The following is a 17,820-nucleotide window of genomic DNA, read 5'->3' on the forward strand; positions in this document are numbered from 1 at the left end:
CGATGACCCAGTCCGTCACTTCCGCGCCGCGCCCGCTGCGCAAACTGGCCGGCGCCGCGTTGGGCGCCGTGGTGCTGCTGGCCGCGCAGCTAGCGCAGGCAGCGATCCCGATCGAGCACTGGACCGCGTCGACCGGCGCGCGCGTCTTCTTCGTGCACAGCCCGTCGATCCCGATGCTCGATATCAATATCGACTTCGACGCCGGCAGCCGCTATGACCCGCCGGGCAAGGCCGGGCTGGCCACGCTGACCGCGGCCCTGCTGGACAAGGGCGCCGCCGCGCAGGACGGCCAGCCGGCGCGCGACGAGGCGAAGATCGCCGATGCCTTTGCCGATACCGGTGCCGCGTTTGGCGGCGCCGCCGGCGGCGACCGCGGCGGCATCGGGCTGCGCACGCTGACCGCACAGCCGGAGCTGGACCAGTCGGTCGCGCTGGCGGCGCAGCTGATCAAGGCGCCGACCTATCCGGATGCCGTGGTCGGGCGCGAGAAGCAGCGCCTGATCACCGCCATCCGCGAAGCCGACACCAAGCCCGGCGTGATCGCCGACAAGGCGCTGGCGCGGGCCATGTATCCGGACCATCCCTACGGCGTTGCCGCGACCCCCGAAAGCGTGGCGTCGATCACGCGCGACGACATCGTCGGCTTCTGGCGCGACAACTACGGCGCGCAGCGCGCGGTGGTAACGCTGATCGGCGCGGTCGACCGCAAGCAGGCCGAGGCCATCGCCGAGCAGCTGACGCGCGGTCTGCCGCCCGGCCGCGCCGCGCCCACGCTGCCGCAGGTGAAACTGAAGATCGCGCCCAGCGAACAGCGCCTGCCGCACCCGGCGCAGCAATCCAGCGTGGCGTTGGGCCAGCCGGCGATCGCGCGCGGCGACCCCGACTATTTCGCGCTGCTGGTGGGCAACTATGTACTCGGTGGCGGCGGCTTCAGCTCGCGCCTGACCGATGAAGTGCGCGAGAAGCGCGGCCTGACCTACGGCGTGGACAGCTATTTCGCGCCGTCCAAGCAGCCGGGGCCGTTCGGCATCAGCCTGCAGACCAAGAAGGCCCAGACCGACGAGGCGCTGGCGCTGGTGCGCCAGGTGCTGGCGCGCTTTGTCGCCGAGGGACCGAGCGAGAAAGAGCTGCGCGCGGCCAAGGACAACCTGGTCAACGGCTTCCCGCTGCGCATCGACAACAACCGCAAGCTGCTGACCAACGTCGCCAATATCGGCTGGTACGGGCTGCCGCTCGATTACCTCGATACCTGGACCGCGCAGATCGGCAAGGTCACGCGCGAGCAGGTCAGGGCGGCGTTCCAGCGCCACGTGCACCCGGACAACATGGCCACGGTGATCGTCGGCGGGCCGGTGGGCAGCGCGCCCACGGCTTCGCGGCAGTGATGCCGGCGATGTTGTCGGCGGTGACGGCGGCATCGCCCGCGGCGGACCCCGCCGCAGGCTCTACAATCACGGCATGAATTCGCGTTCCCGATTGCCCTCGCCCGCGCCTCGCGGGCGATCTCCCGTCTCTCCCGTGCCGCGCCAGGCACCCGCGCAGGTCCGCATCATCGGCGGACGCTGGAAGCGCACGCTGCTGCCGGTGCCCGATGCCCAGGGCCTGCGCCCGACTCCCGACCGCGTGCGCGAGACCCTGTTCAACTGGCTGGGCCAGGACCTGTCCGGGCTGGAATGCCTGGATTTGTTCGCCGGCTCCGGCGCCCTCGGCTTCGAGGCCGCCTCGCGCGGCGCGGCCGCGGTGACGCTGGTCGAGTCCAATGCGCGCGTGGCGAGGCAGTTGCGCGACAACGTGACCCGGCTCGATGCCGGGCAGGTGCGCGTGCTGCAAGGCGACGCCTTCGCCATTGCCGCGCAGCTGCCGGATGCCAGCTTCGACGTGGTGTTCCTGGATCCACCGTTCGCCGAGGACTGGATCGGCCCGTCGCTGGCGCACGCGGCGCGGCTGTCGCGGCCGGGCGGAGCGGTCTATGTCGAGACCGACCACCCGCTGACCGGCGTCGACGCGCCGGTGCCGGCCGCGCTCGAGATCGTGCGGCACGCGCGCGCCGGGGCAGTGCATTTCCACCTGCTGCAGCACCGCGTGCCGGCCAACGGCGCCGGCTGACCCGCGGGGGTCGGTGGCGCGGCGGTTCCGGAACGGGGAAGGGACCCTTCCTGATTGCGAAACCGATTCCTGGGTGCACTGCCGCAAAACGGTGCCGCTGGCGACTTCCAAGCGGGGCATTTAGGGTTACACTACGCCGCTGTCACAACGCTCGCGACGCAGCACCCACGCCGGCCCGGCCGGCGCAAGAGGCGGCCCCTCCACGGCCGGCAGCGGGCAGATCAAGGAGGAAGTATGGTCAGCGCGGTCTATCCCGGTACCTTCGATCCAATGACCCGGGGACACGAGGATCTGGTCCGCCGTGCGTCGAATATCTTCGACGAACTGGTGGTCGGCGTGGCGCACAGCCCCAACAAGCGCCCGTTTTTTTCGCTCGAAGAGCGCATCAGCATTGCCCGCGAAGTGCTCGGGCACTATCCCAACGTGCGCGTCGAGGGCTTCTCCGGACTGCTCAAGGACTTTGTCCGCAAGAACAATGCGCGCGTGATCGTGCGCGGCCTGCGCGCGGTGTCCGACTTCGAGTACGAATTCCAGATGGCGGGCATGAACCGCTACCTGCTGCCCGACGTCGAGACCATGTTCCTGACCCCGTCGGACCAGTACCAGTTCATCTCCGGCACCTTCGTGCGCGAGATCGCGGTGCTGGGCGGCGACGTCAGCAAGTTCGTGTTCCCGTCGGTGGAACGCTGGCTGCAAGAGAAAATCGGCAAAGCGGAATAAAATACGGCTTCAGACACGTCAGACCGCGGCCAGTCGGGCGCGGGCGTGTCCGCAGGAAGGAAACACCATGGCGCTGATGATCACCGACGACTGCATCAACTGCGACGTTTGTGAACCCGAGTGCCCGAACGAAGCCATTTCGATGGGGCCCGAGATCTATGAAATCGACCCCAACAAGTGCACCGAGTGCGTCGGGCACTTCGACGAGCCGCAATGCCAGCAGGTCTGCCCCGTCGCGTGCATTCCCAAGGATCCGAACCGCGTCGAGACCCACGAGGTCCTGATGCAGCGGTACCGGCTGCTGACGGCGGCCCGGCACGCGGCCTGATAACACTCGCTATCCAGTCTCGGTTACCCCCGCTTCGGCAGTCCAAAAAAAGCCCCCGGCACCGCAAGGTGACGGGGGCTTAACCTTTCCCCAATTACTGCGGTTACTGCCTACTGCACTGGTCAGGCACCGATCGGCTTGCCATCGGCACGGCGCACCACGATGGTGGACGAGCGCGGCGGCTTGGCGGCGTCCGGCCACTTGCCGGTCGGGTGCTGGATGTTGATGAAGCAGGTGGTCAGGTCCGGGGTGTAGGCGATGCCGGTGATCTCGCAGCCGACGGGGCCGACCAGGAAGCGCTTCGATTGGCCCGTCGGCGAGATGTAGTACATGCTGTTGTTGCCGAAGGTGCCGGTGTAGGTTGCGCTGGTGCTCGAATCGGTCTGCACCCACAGGCGGCCCTTGGGATCGACGCGCAAGCCGTCCGGGCTCGAGAACGTATCGCCGTTGATGTTGCCCTTCAGGTTGTCCGTGGCCAGCGACGGGTCGCCGGCCTGCAGCAGGATGCTCCAGGTGAAGGTGGTGGCCAGCGGCGAATTGCCGGCTTCCTTCCACTGGATGATATGGCCGTGCAGGTTGTTCTTGCGCGGGTTGGCGGCGTCGGTCTGCTGGCGGCCGCTGTTGTTGGTCAGCGTGCAGTAGAGCGTGTTGTCCGGTGCCGCGGTGATCCACTCGGGGCGGTCCATCAGCGTGCCGCCAGCCACGCGCGCGGCCGCCTTGGTATTGATCAGCACGTCTGCCTGGGTGGCGAAGTCGACCGTGGTCGGCGCCGGCGACACCGCCGACTGGGTCCAGTTGCCCGGGTCCGAGGCGCCGACCGTCAGGCCGTTCTTGCCCTGGGTCAGCTCGATCCACTGGCCGCTGCCGTCGGCGTTGAACTTCGCCACGTAGAGCGTGCCGGCGTCGAGCAGGTTGGCATTGGCGGCGCGGTTGTTCGGATCGAACGCCTGGCTCGGCACGAACTTGTAGATGCAGCCCGGGGTGCCGTCGTCGCCCATGTAGAAGGCGACCCGGTTGTTGGCGTCGGTCAGGAAGGCGACGTTCTCGTGGTCGAAGCGGCCCATCGCGGTGCGCTTGGCCGGCGCGCCCAGCGTGCCGTACGGGTCGATCTCCACCACCCAGCCGTAGCCGTTTTCGGCCTGGGTCGGGTCGATGTAGTTGTCGGTGCTTTCCTCGCAGGTCAGGTAGGTGCCCCACGGGGTGTGGCCGCTCGAGCAGTTGTTGAGCATGCCGACCACGGTTGCGCCGACCACCGATGCGGCCGGGCCGCCGACGCGGTACAGCGTGTTGCCGGTGTAGCGCTTGTTGTAGATCGAGTCGCGCTTGACCTGCCACTTGCCGCTGGCGGCCAGTTCCACTTCGATCACGGAAATACCGACGGCCGACAGCGCGATGCGCTTCTGCTCCGGGCTCGCGGTGGCCGCGTTGTATGCGGTCGGGAACAGGATGTTGTAGTCGGGCAACTCGTGGTTGATCGCCAGCAGGCCGCCCTTCTGCGGATCGACGCCAGGCAGCGCGAAGTAGTGCATGCCGTCGTGGTTGCCGCCGGCCTGGCGCTCGGTCTCGGCCGACGACTGGAAGGCGCCGGCATAGCCGGTGGCGCCGGCTTCGACCGGGTCGCCGGCGGAGAACAGCACGTCGACGCTGTAGCCATTGGGCACCACCACGGTATCGGCGGTGGACTTGGCGATCGGCTCGAAGGTGACCTCGTAGCTCGGCGTGACGGGTGCCGGGGACGGGGCCGGGGCGGGTGCCGGGGCCGGTGCGGGCGCCGGAGCCGGAGCGGGATCGTCATCGCCGCCGCAGGCGGCCAGCAGGCCGCTGCCGAATGCCGACACCAGCGACAGGCCCAGGCCGCCGCGCAGCACCCGGCGGCGGGCCGGGTTGGCGGCGACGATGTCCTCGAGCATCTGGCCGGGCACGTCAACATCGGGCTTGGCGGCGCGGCTTGCGGCGCGCGCTTCGTCGGTCAGGTACGACATGGGCTTTCCTCCTGTGGGATGTCATGCGCATCGGCAACCATGCGATACCGACGCGATTGGAAACCCCGCAATTTAGGTGGTGCCCATGGCACTTTGATGACACTATGTCTGCAACTGCAGACCGGTGCGGCCAAACCACGGCCAAATGAAAACGGGCCGCGATGCGGCCCGTTTTCATGCTGTTGTCGCAGGAATATGCCTGCCTGGCGTGCGGCGCTCAGCGCGCGGTATGCAGCTGCGCCATGGCGCGCTCGGCATCGCCGCGGGCCAGCAGGCCGAGCGGCTCGATGCAGCGGTCGATCGCGGCATCGATGGCTTCCTGCTCCTCGCGCCGCGGCGGCTTGAGCACGAAGTTGACCACGTCCTCGCGGCCCGCGCCGGCACCGCCGGGCGCATTGCGCGGATGGCCCACGCCCAGGCGCAGGCGCCAGTAGTCCTGCGTGCCCAGGTGGGCCGAAATGTCCTTCAGGCCGTTGTGGCCGCCCGCGCCGCCGCCGCGCTTGAGCTTGGCGGCGCCGGCCGGCAGGTCCATCTCGTCATGCACGACCACGATCTCGTCGGGCAGGACCTTGTAGAAGCGCGCCAGCGACACCACCGCCAGGCCGGAGCGGTTCATGAAGGTCGACGGCTTGAGCAGCCAGACCTCCTGGTCCCAGAGCCGCGCGCGCGCGGCCAGCCCATGGAAGCGGCCCTCGACGCGCAGCGTGGCGCCGCCCATGCGGGCCAGCTGGTCCACCAGCCAGAAGCCGGCGTTGTGTCGGGTGGCCTCGTACTCCGCACCGGGATTGCCGAGGCCGACGATAAGCTTGATCATGCGTGTGACTGTGTCGTTGGCGCGCGGGACTGCGCCACAGGCGCCAAGGATACCGAAAAACCGGCAGTCCGCTGCCGGGCGAAAAAAAACCGCCGCAGGAGCGGCGGTTTCTTCGTGGCGCGGCCCGCGGGCCGCCACCGCTGCGGCAGCTTAGGCGGCCGGGGTTTCGCCAGCGGCTTCGCCGCCTTCGGCAGCTTCCGACACGGCACCAGCCGGTTGCGAGATGCTGGCGATGGCCGGGTTGTCGTCACCGTGGGTGATCACGGTCACGCCCTTCGGCAGCTTCAGGTCCGACAGGTGCAGGGTCTGGCCCAGTTCCATCGCGCCGACGTCCACTTCGATGAACTCGGGCAGGTCGGCCGGCAGGCACGACACTTCCAGGTCGTTGACGATGTGGTTGACCAGGCCGTGGCCCAGCTTCACGCCAGGAGCGGTTTCCTGGTTCATGAAGTGCAGCGGCACCTTGACGTGGATCTTGTCGTTGGCCGACACGCGCTGGAAATCGACGTGCAGCACCAGCGGCTTGAACGGGTGCATCTGGAATGCGCGCAGCAGCGCCTTTTCCGACTTGCCGGCGACTTCCAGGTCGAGGATCGACGAGTGGAACGCTTCCTTCTTCAGGGCGTGCCACAGGGCGTTGTGATCCAGTTCGATCATCTTCGGCTCGGCGGCGCCGCCGTAGATGATGCCGGGGGTCTTGCCCGAATTGCGCAGGCGGCGGCTCGCACCCGTTCCCTGTACGCTACGCTCGAAAGCGACAACTTTCATGATGACTCCAAAAGTAAGAAGGCTGTCCGCGACCAGACAGCCTCGTTGCGGCGCAAAGACAAAAATATGCGCCGATCCAGTCACGTTGATCGCCAGACAACGACGACCAACGCAGCAAAGCCCTAAATTCTATCAGGAACCCGCGAACAGCGACATGATCGAGTCGCCCTTGACGATGCGGGTAAAGGTCTCGGCCAGCAGCGGGGCGGTCGAGAGCTGGCGGATCTTGGTGCACTTGGCGGCCTCTTCGGACAGCGGGATGGTGTCGCACACCACCACTTCGTCCAGCGCCGAATCCGCGATGCGGGCCGCCGCGCCGCCCGACAGCACGGGGTGCGTGCAGTAGGCGAAGACCTTCAGCGCGCCGCGCTCCTTCAGCACCTGGGCGGCCTTGCACAGCGTGCCGCCGGTGTCGATCATGTCGTCCATGATGACGCAGTTGCGGCCTTCGACTTCACCGATGATGTTCATCACCTCGGCCACGTTGGCCTTGGGGCGGCGCTTGTCGATGATGGCCAGGTCGCAGTTCAGTTCCTTGGCCAGCGCGCGGGCACGGACCACGCCGCCGACGTCCGGCGAGACCACCAGCAGGTCGCCGTAGTTCTTCTCGCGCAGGTCGCCCAGCAGTACCGGCGAAGCGTAGATGTTGTCGACCGGGATATCGAAGAAGCCCTGGATCTGGTCGGCGTGCAGGTCCATCGTCAGCACGCGCTCGACGCCGGCGACTTCCAGCATGTTGGCGACCACCTTGGCCGAGATCGCCACGCGCGCCGAACGCGGGCGGCGGTCCTGGCGGGCATAGCCGAAGTAGGGCATGGCGGCGGTGATGCTGCGTGCCGAGGCGCGCTTGAGCGCATCGACCATCACCATCAGTTCCATCAGGTTGTCGTTGGTCGGCGCGCAGGTGGACTGCAGCACGATGACGTGCTTGCCGCGAACGTTTTCCTGGATTTCGACCTGGACTTCACCGTCGGAGAAACGGCCAACCTGAGCCTTGCCCAGCGGAATGCCGAGGTGCTGTACGACAGCCTCCGCGAGTTTGGGGTTGGCGTTGCCGGTAAATACCATCAAGCCTTCGCTGCTCATTCGGGGCACCTGTCTTGCTGCTGGGGGAGCTTGGTGTCACCGGCGAAGCCGGTGACTTGGAGATATCGTGTTCCGTTAGGACACTATAGGAAGTAATGGCAGGGGAAGAAGGATTCGAACCTTCGAATGCCGGAATCAAAATCCGGTGCCTTGACCAACTTGGCGACTCCCCTACACAACCGGGCCGTTCTTCGTGGTACCAACCTGCCGTACCGCGCCGAACGATAACTTGCTATGCGAACGTCGCGAGCGGGTGATGTGCCAGACTTCTCACACACCTGCCATCCCATTCGGGAGGCAACCCTTCCAAAACCTGCTGCGCTGTTTTTGCGTCAGGAAAACGCGCAAACACGCAGGCTCCGGAACCGGTCATCCGGGCATGCTGATTGTGTTGCTTCAGCCATGCCAGGGCTCGGGCGACTTCGCCGAACTTCGCTGTTGCTATCGGTTCCAGGTCGTTGCGACCGAAATCGAATTTGTTTGTGCGAGCAGCGAAGACCGCAATTATGGAGACGGGTGTATCCCTTGTCAAGCACTCGTCCGAAAAAATTTCAGCGGTCGGCACGTGCTGCTTCGGGTGGATGATCACGAACCAGCTGTCGGGCAGCTCGACCGGTGTGAGCTCCTCGCCGATGCCCTGCGCAAAGGCGTTCTGCCCCAGCACGAATACCGGCACGTCGGCGCCCAGCGTCAGCCCGATCCGCATCAGCTCGGCGCGCGTCAGCCCCAGGCCCCACAGGTGGTTCAGCGCCAGCAGCGTGGTGGCGGCATCCGAAGAGCCGCCGCCGATGCCACCGCCCATCGGCAGCACCTTGTCGATGGCGATGTCTGCGCCGAAGGCGGTGCCGCTGGCGGCCTGCAGCGCGCGCGCCGCGCGCACCACCAGGTCGGTCTCGGCCGGCACGCCGGGCACCTCGGTGACGCGCGCGACCACGCCGTCGTCGCGACGGCGGAAATGCAGCGTGTCGCACCAGTCGACCAGCTGGAACACGGTCTGCAGCGTGTGGTAGCCGTCGGCGCGGCGGCCGGTCACGTGCAGGAACAGGTTGAGCTTGGCCGGCGCGGGGCAGTCGCGCAGTTCGGGCGGGGGCATGGGATGGCTGCGTGGCATGGTGCGGTGATGGCGCGGTGATGGCCCGGTTGGCGGCCGTTATGGTGTCTGGGGATCGATCACGAGGCGCACCGACAGTGGATTGCTGCCGGCGTCGCGGGCCAGGTCGATGCGACGTGGCACCTGGGTGGCAGCGGTCCCGGCGGCTGTTGTCTCCTGCCAGGCGACGTAGCGCACGGTCCAACCGTTCTGCGCCAGCGTCGCCAGCCGGCCCTGCTCGTCGCGCGTGGCGCGCGCCGGCGTGCCCTGGGTGGGACGCCCGTGCAGCCAGTCGCGCATGCCGGCCACCGGCAAGGCAAAGCCCAGCGCTTCCTCCATCAGGGTATCGACTTCGGGCGCGTTGCGCGGCGGCTGGTTGGGCAGGTCGAGCGTGGCGCCAGACGGCGTGGCGGTGACCACGGCCAGGGTCTGGCCGAGCGGCGAGACCAGGTCGAGCCGCACGTTGCGGCCCTGCTCTTCCCAGCGGAAGCTGCCCTGCACGCCCTCGTCGCGCCCGTAGCGCACGTAGCTGGCGGAAAAGCGGCCGGTGTACTGCTGGTTCGTTGCGTCCTGGTCGACATCGAAGCTGCGCGACGGCGCCACGCTGGCGCACGCCTGCAGCAGCAGCGGCGCGCCAAGCCAAAGCAGCGCCAGGCGTCGGGATCGGTTCATGGGCATGGTCGTGAGGACGGCGGCGCGGCGGCCGCCGGGCTGACGGGAATCCGGCGCCGCGGACCGGCTTGCCGGCCGCGGCGCACGGGCTTACCTGGACGGCTGCACGTCGACCTTGTAGCGGCGCAGCGTGTCGATCAGGGTCTCGTTCTCGGGATCGATGCGCACGGCCTCGGTCCACGTCTTGCGAGCCTCGTCGTGTTCGCCGAGCTGCCACAGCACTTCGCCGAGGTGCGCGCCGATCTCGGCCTCGGGGGCCTTGGCATAGGCGTTGCGCAGCAGCGCTGCCGCGGGCTGCAGCTCGCCCATGCGGAATTTGACCCAGGCCAGGCTGTCCATGATGTACGGATCGTCCGGCCCCAGCTCGGAGGCACGCTCCAGCAGCTGGAGCGCCTCGGGCAGGCGCTCGTTGCGGTCCGCCAGCGAATAGCCGAGCGCGTTGTAGCCCTGCTTCTGCTGCGGCTGCAGCGCAATCACGCGGCGCAGCCCGCTCTCCATGCTGGCGTAGCGCTTCTGGCGCTCGTCGAGCATGGCCAGCTCGTAGATCCAGTCGGCGTTGTCGGGCTCCGCCGCGATGCGGTCGTTCAGCACCTTGCGGGCGCGGTCGTAGGCCTTGCTCTCCATCAGCGTGGCCACTTCGGCCTGGCGGATGGCGGTCACGCGTTGCGAGCGCTGGCCGGGATCGGGGATCTCCTCGGCGTCGCTGAGCATCTCGCCGAACAGCGCCTGGGCGTCGTCGAGCTTGCCCAGGCGCGCCAGCAGCTGGGCGCGCTTGGCGGTGGCCGCGGGTGCCAGGCGGATGTCCTCGATGCGGTCGAGCCAGCGGATCGCGCCGGCGTAGTCCTTGCGCTCCTCGGCGATCTGCGCCAGGTACTGGTAGGCGATATCGGGATTGGCGCTGGGCTGCTTTTCGACCAGCTGCAGGTATTCCTGCAGGTACTGCTCGGCCTCGCCGAAGTTCTTCGCCTGCAGGCTGGTCAGGCCCAGCGCCAGCGGCACGCGCGGGTCGGCGGGAGCCACCTTGCGCAGCGTCTCGAATTCCTGGCGGGCCGCCGGCATGTCGTTCTTCAGCAGGTACAGCCGCGCCAGCGTGATATGACCGTTGACCGATTCGGGCGACTTTTCCAAGAAGCGCTTGAGCACCGCCACGGCTTCGTCGGGCTGCTTCTCGGCGCGCAGCTCGGCCGACATCAGCGCCGCCGCTTCATAGCCGGGCCGCAGCCGCAAGGCCTGGTCGAGTGCGGCCAGCGCACCCGGCTCGTCGCCTGCGACTTCGCGCGCGCGCGCCAGCGCCAGCTGGGTCTCGGGCAATTTGACTTCATTGCGGGTCAGGTCCTGCAGCAGCGTGGCCGCGCCGGCCGGATCGCTGGTGCGCGACAGCTGCTGCTGCAGCTGCAGGATGGCATCGCCGCGCTGGCTGGCCGGCACCGCAGCCAGTTGCTGCTGCAGCAGCGGGCGGGCGTCGTCCCAGCGGCCGTTGAGCACCAGCAGCGTCGACAGCACCTGGCCGGCCGCCGGCGAGGACGGGGAGATTTCCTTCCACAGGCGCGCGGCGTCAAGCGCCTGCTGCGGGATGCGCGCGTTGAAGGCGATCTCGGTGGCACGCTGGGCGAAGCGCGGGTCGCGGGTCTGGCGCGCCAGTTCCAGGTAGGTGCGGTAGGCCGGGCCGACCAGGCCGCGCTGGATGGAAATCTCGGCGGCCAGCACCATATAGACGATATCGTCGGTCAGCTCCAGCGACGGCAATGCCGGCCGCGCGGGCTTGGCCGCCGGGGTGTCCGCCGCAGCCAGTTGCAGCATCGGCAGCGAACCGGCGCCGACCGGCGGCGCGGCGTGGCTGGCGCCCGCCGCCGCTGCCAGCAGCGCGCCGGCGGCCAGTGCGCGCACATGGCGCCGCGGCGCCTGCCACCAGCGGGCAAGGGTGCCGGCACGGCGCGCCGTGCGCGAGCCGGCGCCCGGCGATGTGGTCAGGCCGCCGCCCGCGGTGGCTTGCAACGTGGAGTCCGGCATCAGGTCCGGCATCAGGTCCGACATGTATTGAGTGCTCCGGCGCGCGCTGGCGAAGGATGGGGATTGCGCATTGCCATTGGTAATGGATAAGGGCATTGTAGCCTGCCGCTACAATGCGCTGCTTGGCGCCGCAGGCCGGCGCCGCCAGGCGCTGCAGCAGTTTTGAGCGGTAACCAACGGAGAGGTTCGATGCCTGAATTGCCCGAGGTCGAGGTGACCCGGCGCGGCTTGCTGCCGCATGTGGTGGGGCGGCGCATCGCCGCGGTCACGGTACGTCACCGCGGCCTGCGCTGGCCGGTCGACCCCGGACTCGAAACCTGCCTGGCCCAGCGCCTGGTGCGCCGCATCGAGCGCCGCGGCAAGTATCTGCTGCTGGAATGCGTCAGCGCCGACGCGGCGCAGCCGGTCGGCTGGCTGCTGGTGCATCTGGGCATGACCGGCACGCTGCGGGTGCTGCCCGAGGCACCGCCGCCGGGCGTGCACGACCACTTCGACCTGGTGCTCGACGCCGGGCCAGGCGCAGCGTCGGCAGCAATGCCAGGCCAGCAGCCAGGCACCATCGTGCTGCGCTTCCGCGATCCGCGCCGCTTCGGCGCCATCCTCTGGACCACGCTGCCGGAGGCGGAACTGCCCTCGCATCCGCTGCTGAGCACCCTCGGCATCGAGCCCTTCGATCCCGCCTTCGACGGCGCCTGGCTGTACCGCCATACGCGCGGCCGCAGCGCGGCGATCAAGACCGTGCTGCTGTCCGGCGCGATCGTGGTCGGCGTGGGCAATATCTACGCGTCCGAAAGCCTGTTCCGCGCCGGCATCCACCCGACCACCCCGGCCGGGCGCCTGAGTCGGGCGCGTTGCGATCGGCTGGCGCAGGCGGTGCGCGACACCCTGGCGCAGGCGATCGAGCGCGGCGGCAGCACGCTGCGCGACTTCGTCGGCAGCGACGGTGCCAGCGGCTACTTCCAGCTCGATTGCTTTGTCTACGACCGCGCCGGCCTGCCGTGCAAGGTGTGCGCCAAACCGGTGCGCCAGATCGTGCAGGGCCAGCGTTCCACCTTCTATTGCACCAACTGCCAGCACTGATCGGATGGCGGAGTGCTGCGGGGACCGCCCGCCGCGGCGGGCCGATGGGTCGGCGCAACACTGGCGATGTCACTGCCATCCAAGGGACGCGAATTCCACAAAAGCGCGGTGGAAACCTGTATCGTGTGCGCAGTCATAAAAAGTTACAAAATGACCGGCCGCGTGTGAATGGCAGGGGGGCGGACCGGCATTGCGTGAACACGGGCATGCCCCACACGGTGGCGGGCCCCGAGGTAAAACCACGTCAGCCCAACAGGTCCATGACAACGCTCGCCCACCAATTCGAACAATACGGCGCCTGGAGAACCGGGGTCCTCCAGTCACTGGCCGAATTCCAGTCCTGGCTGCAGCAGCACGACCTGTACGATGCGCAGGCCGACGAGCGCGTGCAGCGCATCCAGAGCGTACTGCGAAGCGACCGGCTCAAGGTCGCCTTTATCGCCGAGTTCTCGCGCGGCAAGAGCGAGCTGATCAACGCCATCTTCTTTGCCGACTACGGGCGCCGCATCCTGCCGTCGTCGGCGGGGCGCACCACCATGTGCCCGACCGAGCTGCGCTACGACGAGGCCGAGCCGCCCAGCATCCGCCTGCTGCCGATCGAGACGCGCCTGCAGGACGCCTCCACCGCCGACTTCCTCGAGGCCGGCACTTCGGCATCGCACTGGCATTCGGTGCCGCTGGACCCGTCGTCGCCCGAGGGCATGCTGGAGGCGTTCCAGCACGTGGTGCAGACCATGCGCGTGCCGCCCGAGCAGGCCGAGGCGCTCGGGCTGTACCACGAGAACGACCCCGATGCCGCCTATGCGGTCGATGCCGAGGGCATGGTCGAGATCTCGCGCTGGCGCCACGCCGTCATCAATTTCCCGCATCCGCTGCTGCGCCAGGGCCTGGTGATCCTCGACACGCCGGGCCTGAACGCGATTGGCACCGAGCCCGAGCTGACGCTGCGGCTGATCCCGGATGCGCACGTGGTGGTGTTCGTGCTGGCCGCCGACGCCGGCGTGACCAAGAGCGACCTCGAGCTGTGGCGCAGCCATGTCGGCGCCGGGCACCGGCGCGGCTGCCTGGCGGTGCTCAACAAGATCGATGGCCTGTGGGATCCGCTGCGGCAGCCCGGCGAGATCGCGCAGGAAATCGCGCGGCAGGTGTCGACCACCGCGCAGGTGCTGGGTATCGAGCAGTCGCGCGTGTATCCGGTGTCGGCGCAGAAGGGGCTGGTGGCCAAGGTCACGCACGACGACACCCTGCTCGCGCGCAGCGGCCTGCCGGAGTTCGAGCACATGCTGTCGGACCAGCTGATTCCGCGCCGGCGCGAGATCGTCTCGGACCAGGTCTACCGGCTGGTGCAGGACATGGCGCGCGCCGCGCAGCAAATGCTGCAGAGCCGCCGCCGCGATATCGTCGAGCAGCTGTTCGAGTTGCGCGGCCTGCGCGGCAAGAACCATGCGATGGTCAAGCACATGCTGATGCGGGTGCAGGCCGAGAAGGACGAGTTCGAGCAGAGCATCAGCAAGTTCCAGGCGCTGCGCCTGGTCTTTGGCCGGCACAGCGCCGACATCATCAAGAGCCTGCAGTTGCGCGACGTGCGCCGCACCATGCGCAGCGCGCGCGAGCAGATGAAGGAGCGCTTCTTTTCGCGCGGCCTGCGCGAGGACATGGACGCCTTGTTCGCGCAGCTGAGCGGGCTGGTCAGCGATGCCGACAACAAGATCGGCCAGCTGCACCAGCTGATCGAAAGCATGTACCGGCGCTTCAATGCCGAGCACGGCTTTACGCTGCCCGCGCCGATGCAGTTCACCGCCGAGCGCTACCTGGCCGAACTGCAGGAGACGCTGCGGCTGGTGCAGGCGCATTTCGGCACGGTCAGCATGCTGACGCGCTCGCGCCCGCAGCTGGTGCAAAGCGCGTTCAACACCATGGCCAGCCGCGTGCTGGAGAATTTCCGCGGCCTCAACCGCGATATCGAGGTCTGGCTCAAGTCGGTGATGACGCCGCTGGAAGCGCAGGTGCGCGAGCATCAGAAGCAGCTGCGCCGGCGTGTCGATTCGATCGAGCGCATCCATGAGGCCACCGACACGCTGGAAAGCCGCATCGCCCAGCTGGAGGAAGTGCTGAACGGGCTGGACGAACGCAGCGGACGGATCGAAGGCTTTGCCCAGCGGCTGATGCGGCCTGCGGCGGATGCGCACAGTGCCAGCCTGGCGGTAGCGTAGCGCGATCCCGAAGCCGGTATATCATGTGGCGCCGCTCTGCCGCGGCGCCCTTGTTTTTGCCGGGGCTTACAGTTCTACACCCGCTTTACCCAATGCCCCGCAAGTCTGTCCCCCGCACCGCTCCAGCCATTGCCGACGACATCCACGTGCCGCACGACTTCGGCGCGCGCGTCGTTACGTGGCAGCGCCAGCATGGCCGGCACGACCTGCCGTGGCAGAACACGCGCGACGCCTACCGCATCTGGTTGTCGGAGATCATGCTGCAGCAGACCCAGGTCAGCGCGGTGATCGACTACTTCCAGCGCTTTGTTACCGCATTGCCCACGGTGCAGCACCTGGCGGCCGCGCCTGCCGACCAGGTGATGGCGCTGTGGGCCGGGCTTGGCTATTACTCGCGCGCACGCAACCTGCATCGCTGCGCCATGCAAGTGGTCAGCGAGCATGGCGGGCGCTTCCCCACCGACCCCGCGGTGCTGGTCACGTTGCCGGGCATCGGCCGCTCCACCGCGGCGGCCATTGCCGCGTTCAGCGCGGGGGTGCGTTCGCCGATCCTGGACGGCAACGTCAAGCGCGTGTTCGCACGCTGCTTCGGCATCCATGGCCATCCGGGCGAGCGCGCGGTGGAAACGCGCATGTGGCAGCTGGCGGAACAGGCCTTGCCTGCGCCCGGCCCGCGGCAGGCCGACGACATGGTCGCCTATACGCAGGGGCTGATGGACCTGGGCGCGACGGTGTGTTCGCGCGGCAAGCCCGCCTGCCTGGCCGATGCCGCGGCGTGTCCGCTGTCCGCCGATTGCGTCGCGCGTCGCGACGGGCTGACCGGCGTGCTGCCCGCGCCCAAGCCGCGCGCGGCGATCCCCGAGCGCAGCACGGTGATGCTGCTGCTGCGGCGCGAGCGTGAAGTGTTGCTGCGCCTGCGTCCGGACAGCGGCATCTGGGGCGGCCTGTGGAGCCTGCCCGAAATGCCGGTCGACACCGTGCCCTTCGACGCGGAAGACGCCGAGGCCCGCGCGCTCGACTACGCGCGCGCTTTCGGCACGCCCGCGCGCGCCGTGCTGGCCGGCGAGCTGACCCATGTGTTCACGCATTTCCGGCTGCTGATCCGCGCCATCCGGGTCGACCTCGACGCGGAGGCGAACGAGTTGCGGCAGGACGGCGCGACGCCGGCCGGGCAGCGCTGGCTGTCGCTCGACGATCTCGATGCGCTGGGCACGCCCGCGCCGGTGCGCCGGCTGCTTGAGGACCAGGCACGGGTGGGCTTGTTCTGAAGCGATAGTAGGGCGCGGTACGAAAGACCGCCTACAGCATGTGGTTCTGCCGCATGTAGCGGTGCACGATCTCGATGCGCATGCCCGCGTCGGGCAAGGCCATCAGCATCTGCTTGGCCTTCAGCGGCACCGGCAGCAATTCGCACAGCCGGTTGGCGACCCAGCTTGGGTCGTCCCACAGGTAGGGCTCGTCGAACGGCAGCCGGTCGGGCTGTTCGGCGTGCAGCCGCGTGACGATGCGGCGCAGCGCGTCCAGGCATTCGCCCAGCAATTCCAGCTTGCAGTCGATGATGTCGGGGGCAAGCACGTCGGCGCGCGCCACCAGCAGGCCGTCGTCGCGGGTTTCATGGCTGATGATATGGAAGCGCTCGCGGCCGCGCGCGCGGATCAGCAGCACGCCCAGCTGCTCCATGTTGCAGTCGACGATTTCGGCCAGGCAGCCGACCAGTTCGGGCACGGTGGGCTGGTTGGGCCGGGCCACTTCCTCGCCGCTGGCGATCAGGCAGACGCCGAACGGCGCGCTGTCGCGCAGGCAGTTGCGCACCATGTCGACATAGCGCGCCTCGAACACGCGCAACGGCAGCCGTCCACCGGGAAACAGCACCGTGTGCAGGGGGAACAGCGGCAGGTTTTCGAGCGTCCGGGGCGGGTCTTCGGATCCTGCCGGACGGTAGAGGTCGGTCGAGGACATGCGGTGCAGGCTTGGGGTCGCGCAGCATTGGGCCGCCAGGCCGACGCCGCGCTCAGAGGCCCCTGGCTGCCCGGGGTGCCATGCCGCGTGCGTCAGCCCGCCGGTGCGAGCTCTCGGTGTCTGACCAGCACATTACCATGTGCCCGGAAATAGTTGGCGAGCCTTTCGGCAATATAGACCGAGCGATGCTGGCCGCCGGTGCAGCCGATCGCCACGGTCAGGTAGCTGCGGTTGTCGGCAATGAAGCTTGGCAGCCACTTTTCCACGTAGGCGCGGATATCCTCGGCCATCGCAAGCACCATCGGCTGCCCTTGCAGGAAGTCGATGACCGGCGTGTCGCGGCCGGTCAGCGGCCGCAGTTCCAGGTCGTAGTACGGGTTGGGCAGCGAGCGCACGTCGAACACCATGTCGGCATCGCTGGGCACGCCGTGCTTGAAGCCGAACGACTCGAACAGCAGCGTCAGGCGCTGGCTGTCGTCGCGGATCAGTTCCTTGATCCAACTGCGCAGGGTATTGGTGCGCACATTGCTGGTGTCGATCCGGTGCGCGGCCTCGGCGAGCGGGCTCAGCAGCGCGCGCTCCATCTCGATCGCTTCCATCAGCGCCGTGTCGTTGAAGGCGCCGCCGCCGCCGGCCACGCTGTCGGTGCGGGCCGACAGCGGATGGCGGCGGCGCGTCTCGGAGTAGCGCTGCACCAGGGCATCGGTGCTGGCGGTCAGGAAAATCACCTCGACCTGGTGCTCGGCGGCGAGCGCGCGCACGGTGTCGGGTAGCTGGTCGAGCGACTCGCGGCTGCGGATGTCGGTAGCCACGCCCAGGTGCGTGTAGCCCTGGCTGTCGAGATAGCGGGTCAGTTCAGGGATGAACTGCGCCGGCAGGTTGTCCACGCAGTAATAGCCTGCATCTTCGAGGACGTTCAGTGCGACGGACTTGCCGGAACCGGATATGCCGGTGATGAGGATGATGCGCATAGCAACTGAAGCATAGCATCA

Annotated in this window: 16 protein-coding genes and 1 tRNA gene; 7 read left to right on the forward strand and 10 right to left on the reverse strand. The window is 68.2% G+C overall.

What is annotated here, in order from left to right:
- The first annotated feature begins 2 nt into the window (after positions 1-2).
- The 4 genes from A2G96_RS02955 to A2G96_RS02970 all read left to right on the forward strand — a co-directional run bounded on the left by A2G96_RS02955 (position 3) and on the right by A2G96_RS02970 (position 3,154).
- Complete coding sequence (locus A2G96_RS02955) at positions 3-1,385, forward strand: M16 family metallopeptidase (RefSeq protein ID WP_062796623.1); 1,383 nt, start codon at positions 3-5, stop codon at positions 1,383-1,385.
- 73 nt (positions 1,386-1,458) lie between these two features.
- Complete coding sequence (gene rsmD / locus A2G96_RS02960) at positions 1,459-2,106, forward strand: 16S rRNA (guanine(966)-N(2))-methyltransferase RsmD (RefSeq protein WP_174549290.1); 648 nt, start codon at positions 1,459-1,461, stop codon at positions 2,104-2,106.
- Between the two features lie 234 nt (positions 2,107-2,340).
- Positions 2,341-2,826 (forward strand): pantetheine-phosphate adenylyltransferase, encoded by a 486-nt coding sequence (gene coaD / locus A2G96_RS02965; RefSeq protein WP_062796627.1) that lies wholly within the window; start codon positions 2,341-2,343, stop codon positions 2,824-2,826.
- Positions 2,827-2,893: 67 nt separating this feature from the next.
- Positions 2,894-3,154 carry a YfhL family 4Fe-4S dicluster ferredoxin gene (locus tag A2G96_RS02970; RefSeq protein WP_012351650.1) on the forward strand — a complete coding sequence of 87 codons (261 nt, stop codon included), beginning with the start codon at positions 2,894-2,896 and terminating at the stop codon, positions 3,152-3,154.
- A gap of 122 nt (positions 3,155-3,276) precedes the next feature.
- Here the strand turns inward: A2G96_RS02970 and A2G96_RS02975 are convergent, their stop codons facing one another.
- The 8 genes from A2G96_RS02975 to A2G96_RS03010 all read right to left on the reverse strand — a co-directional run bounded on the left by A2G96_RS02975 (position 3,277) and on the right by A2G96_RS03010 (position 11,600).
- Positions 3,277-5,136 carry a PhoX family protein gene (locus tag A2G96_RS02975; protein ID WP_062796629.1) on the reverse strand — a complete coding sequence of 620 codons (1,860 nt, stop codon included), beginning with the start codon at positions 5,134-5,136 and terminating at the stop codon, positions 3,277-3,279.
- A gap of 217 nt (positions 5,137-5,353) precedes the next feature.
- Entirely contained in the window at positions 5,354-5,950 is a 597-nt protein-coding gene (pth, locus tag A2G96_RS02980) for an aminoacyl-tRNA hydrolase (protein ID WP_062796631.1), read from the reverse strand.
- A gap of 150 nt (positions 5,951-6,100) precedes the next feature.
- Positions 6,101-6,718: a 50S ribosomal protein L25/general stress protein Ctc gene (locus A2G96_RS02985; protein WP_012351653.1), complete on the reverse strand. Its 618-nt coding sequence runs from the start codon at positions 6,716-6,718 to the stop codon at positions 6,101-6,103.
- Between the two features lie 132 nt (positions 6,719-6,850).
- Positions 6,851-7,804, reverse strand: coding sequence for a ribose-phosphate pyrophosphokinase (locus A2G96_RS02990; protein ID WP_062796633.1), 954 nt, complete (start codon positions 7,802-7,804; stop codon positions 6,851-6,853).
- A 96-nt stretch (positions 7,805-7,900) separates the two neighbouring features.
- A tRNA-Gln gene (locus tag A2G96_RS02995) sits at positions 7,901-7,977 on the reverse strand.
- Between the two features lie 59 nt (positions 7,978-8,036).
- Positions 8,037-8,915 (reverse strand): 4-(cytidine 5'-diphospho)-2-C-methyl-D-erythritol kinase, encoded by an 879-nt coding sequence (gene ispE, locus A2G96_RS03000; protein ID WP_062796634.1) that lies wholly within the window; start codon positions 8,913-8,915, stop codon positions 8,037-8,039.
- 39 nt (positions 8,916-8,954) lie between these two features.
- Entirely contained in the window at positions 8,955-9,566 is a 612-nt protein-coding gene (lolB, locus tag A2G96_RS03005) for a lipoprotein insertase outer membrane protein LolB (RefSeq protein WP_062796636.1), read from the reverse strand.
- Positions 9,567-9,656: 90 nt separating this feature from the next.
- Positions 9,657-11,600, reverse strand: coding sequence for a tetratricopeptide repeat protein (locus A2G96_RS03010; protein ID WP_062796638.1), 1,944 nt, complete (start codon positions 11,598-11,600; stop codon positions 9,657-9,659).
- Positions 11,601-11,765: 165 nt separating this feature from the next.
- Here A2G96_RS03010 and mutM point away from each other — a divergent pair, with 165 nt between their 5' ends.
- The 3 genes from mutM (at position 11,766) to mutY (ending at position 16,137) form a co-directional block, all read left to right on the forward strand.
- Entirely contained in the window at positions 11,766-12,656 is an 891-nt protein-coding gene (gene mutM, locus A2G96_RS03015) for a bifunctional DNA-formamidopyrimidine glycosylase/DNA-(apurinic or apyrimidinic site) lyase (protein WP_062796640.1), read from the forward strand.
- 260 nt (positions 12,657-12,916) lie between these two features.
- Complete coding sequence (locus A2G96_RS03020; RefSeq protein ID WP_062796642.1) at positions 12,917-14,869, forward strand: dynamin family protein; 1,953 nt, start codon at positions 12,917-12,919, stop codon at positions 14,867-14,869.
- A gap of 92 nt (positions 14,870-14,961) precedes the next feature.
- Positions 14,962-16,137, forward strand: coding sequence for an A/G-specific adenine glycosylase (mutY, locus tag A2G96_RS03025; RefSeq protein ID WP_062796644.1), 1,176 nt, complete (start codon positions 14,962-14,964; stop codon positions 16,135-16,137).
- Between the two features lie 31 nt (positions 16,138-16,168).
- Here the strand turns inward: mutY and A2G96_RS03030 are convergent, their stop codons facing one another.
- Both A2G96_RS03030 and rapZ read right to left on the reverse strand, forming a co-directional pair.
- Positions 16,169-16,828: an LON peptidase substrate-binding domain-containing protein gene (locus tag A2G96_RS03030; protein ID WP_062796645.1), complete on the reverse strand. Its 660-nt coding sequence runs from the start codon at positions 16,826-16,828 to the stop codon at positions 16,169-16,171.
- Between the two features lie 92 nt (positions 16,829-16,920).
- Positions 16,921-17,799, reverse strand: coding sequence for an RNase adapter RapZ (rapZ, locus tag A2G96_RS03035; RefSeq protein ID WP_062796647.1), 879 nt, complete (start codon positions 17,797-17,799; stop codon positions 16,921-16,923).
- Between the last annotated feature and the right edge of the window lie 21 nt (positions 17,800-17,820).

This window comes from Cupriavidus nantongensis, from assembly GCF_001598055.1.
Classification (GTDB): domain Bacteria; phylum Pseudomonadota; class Gammaproteobacteria; order Burkholderiales; family Burkholderiaceae; genus Cupriavidus; species Cupriavidus nantongensis.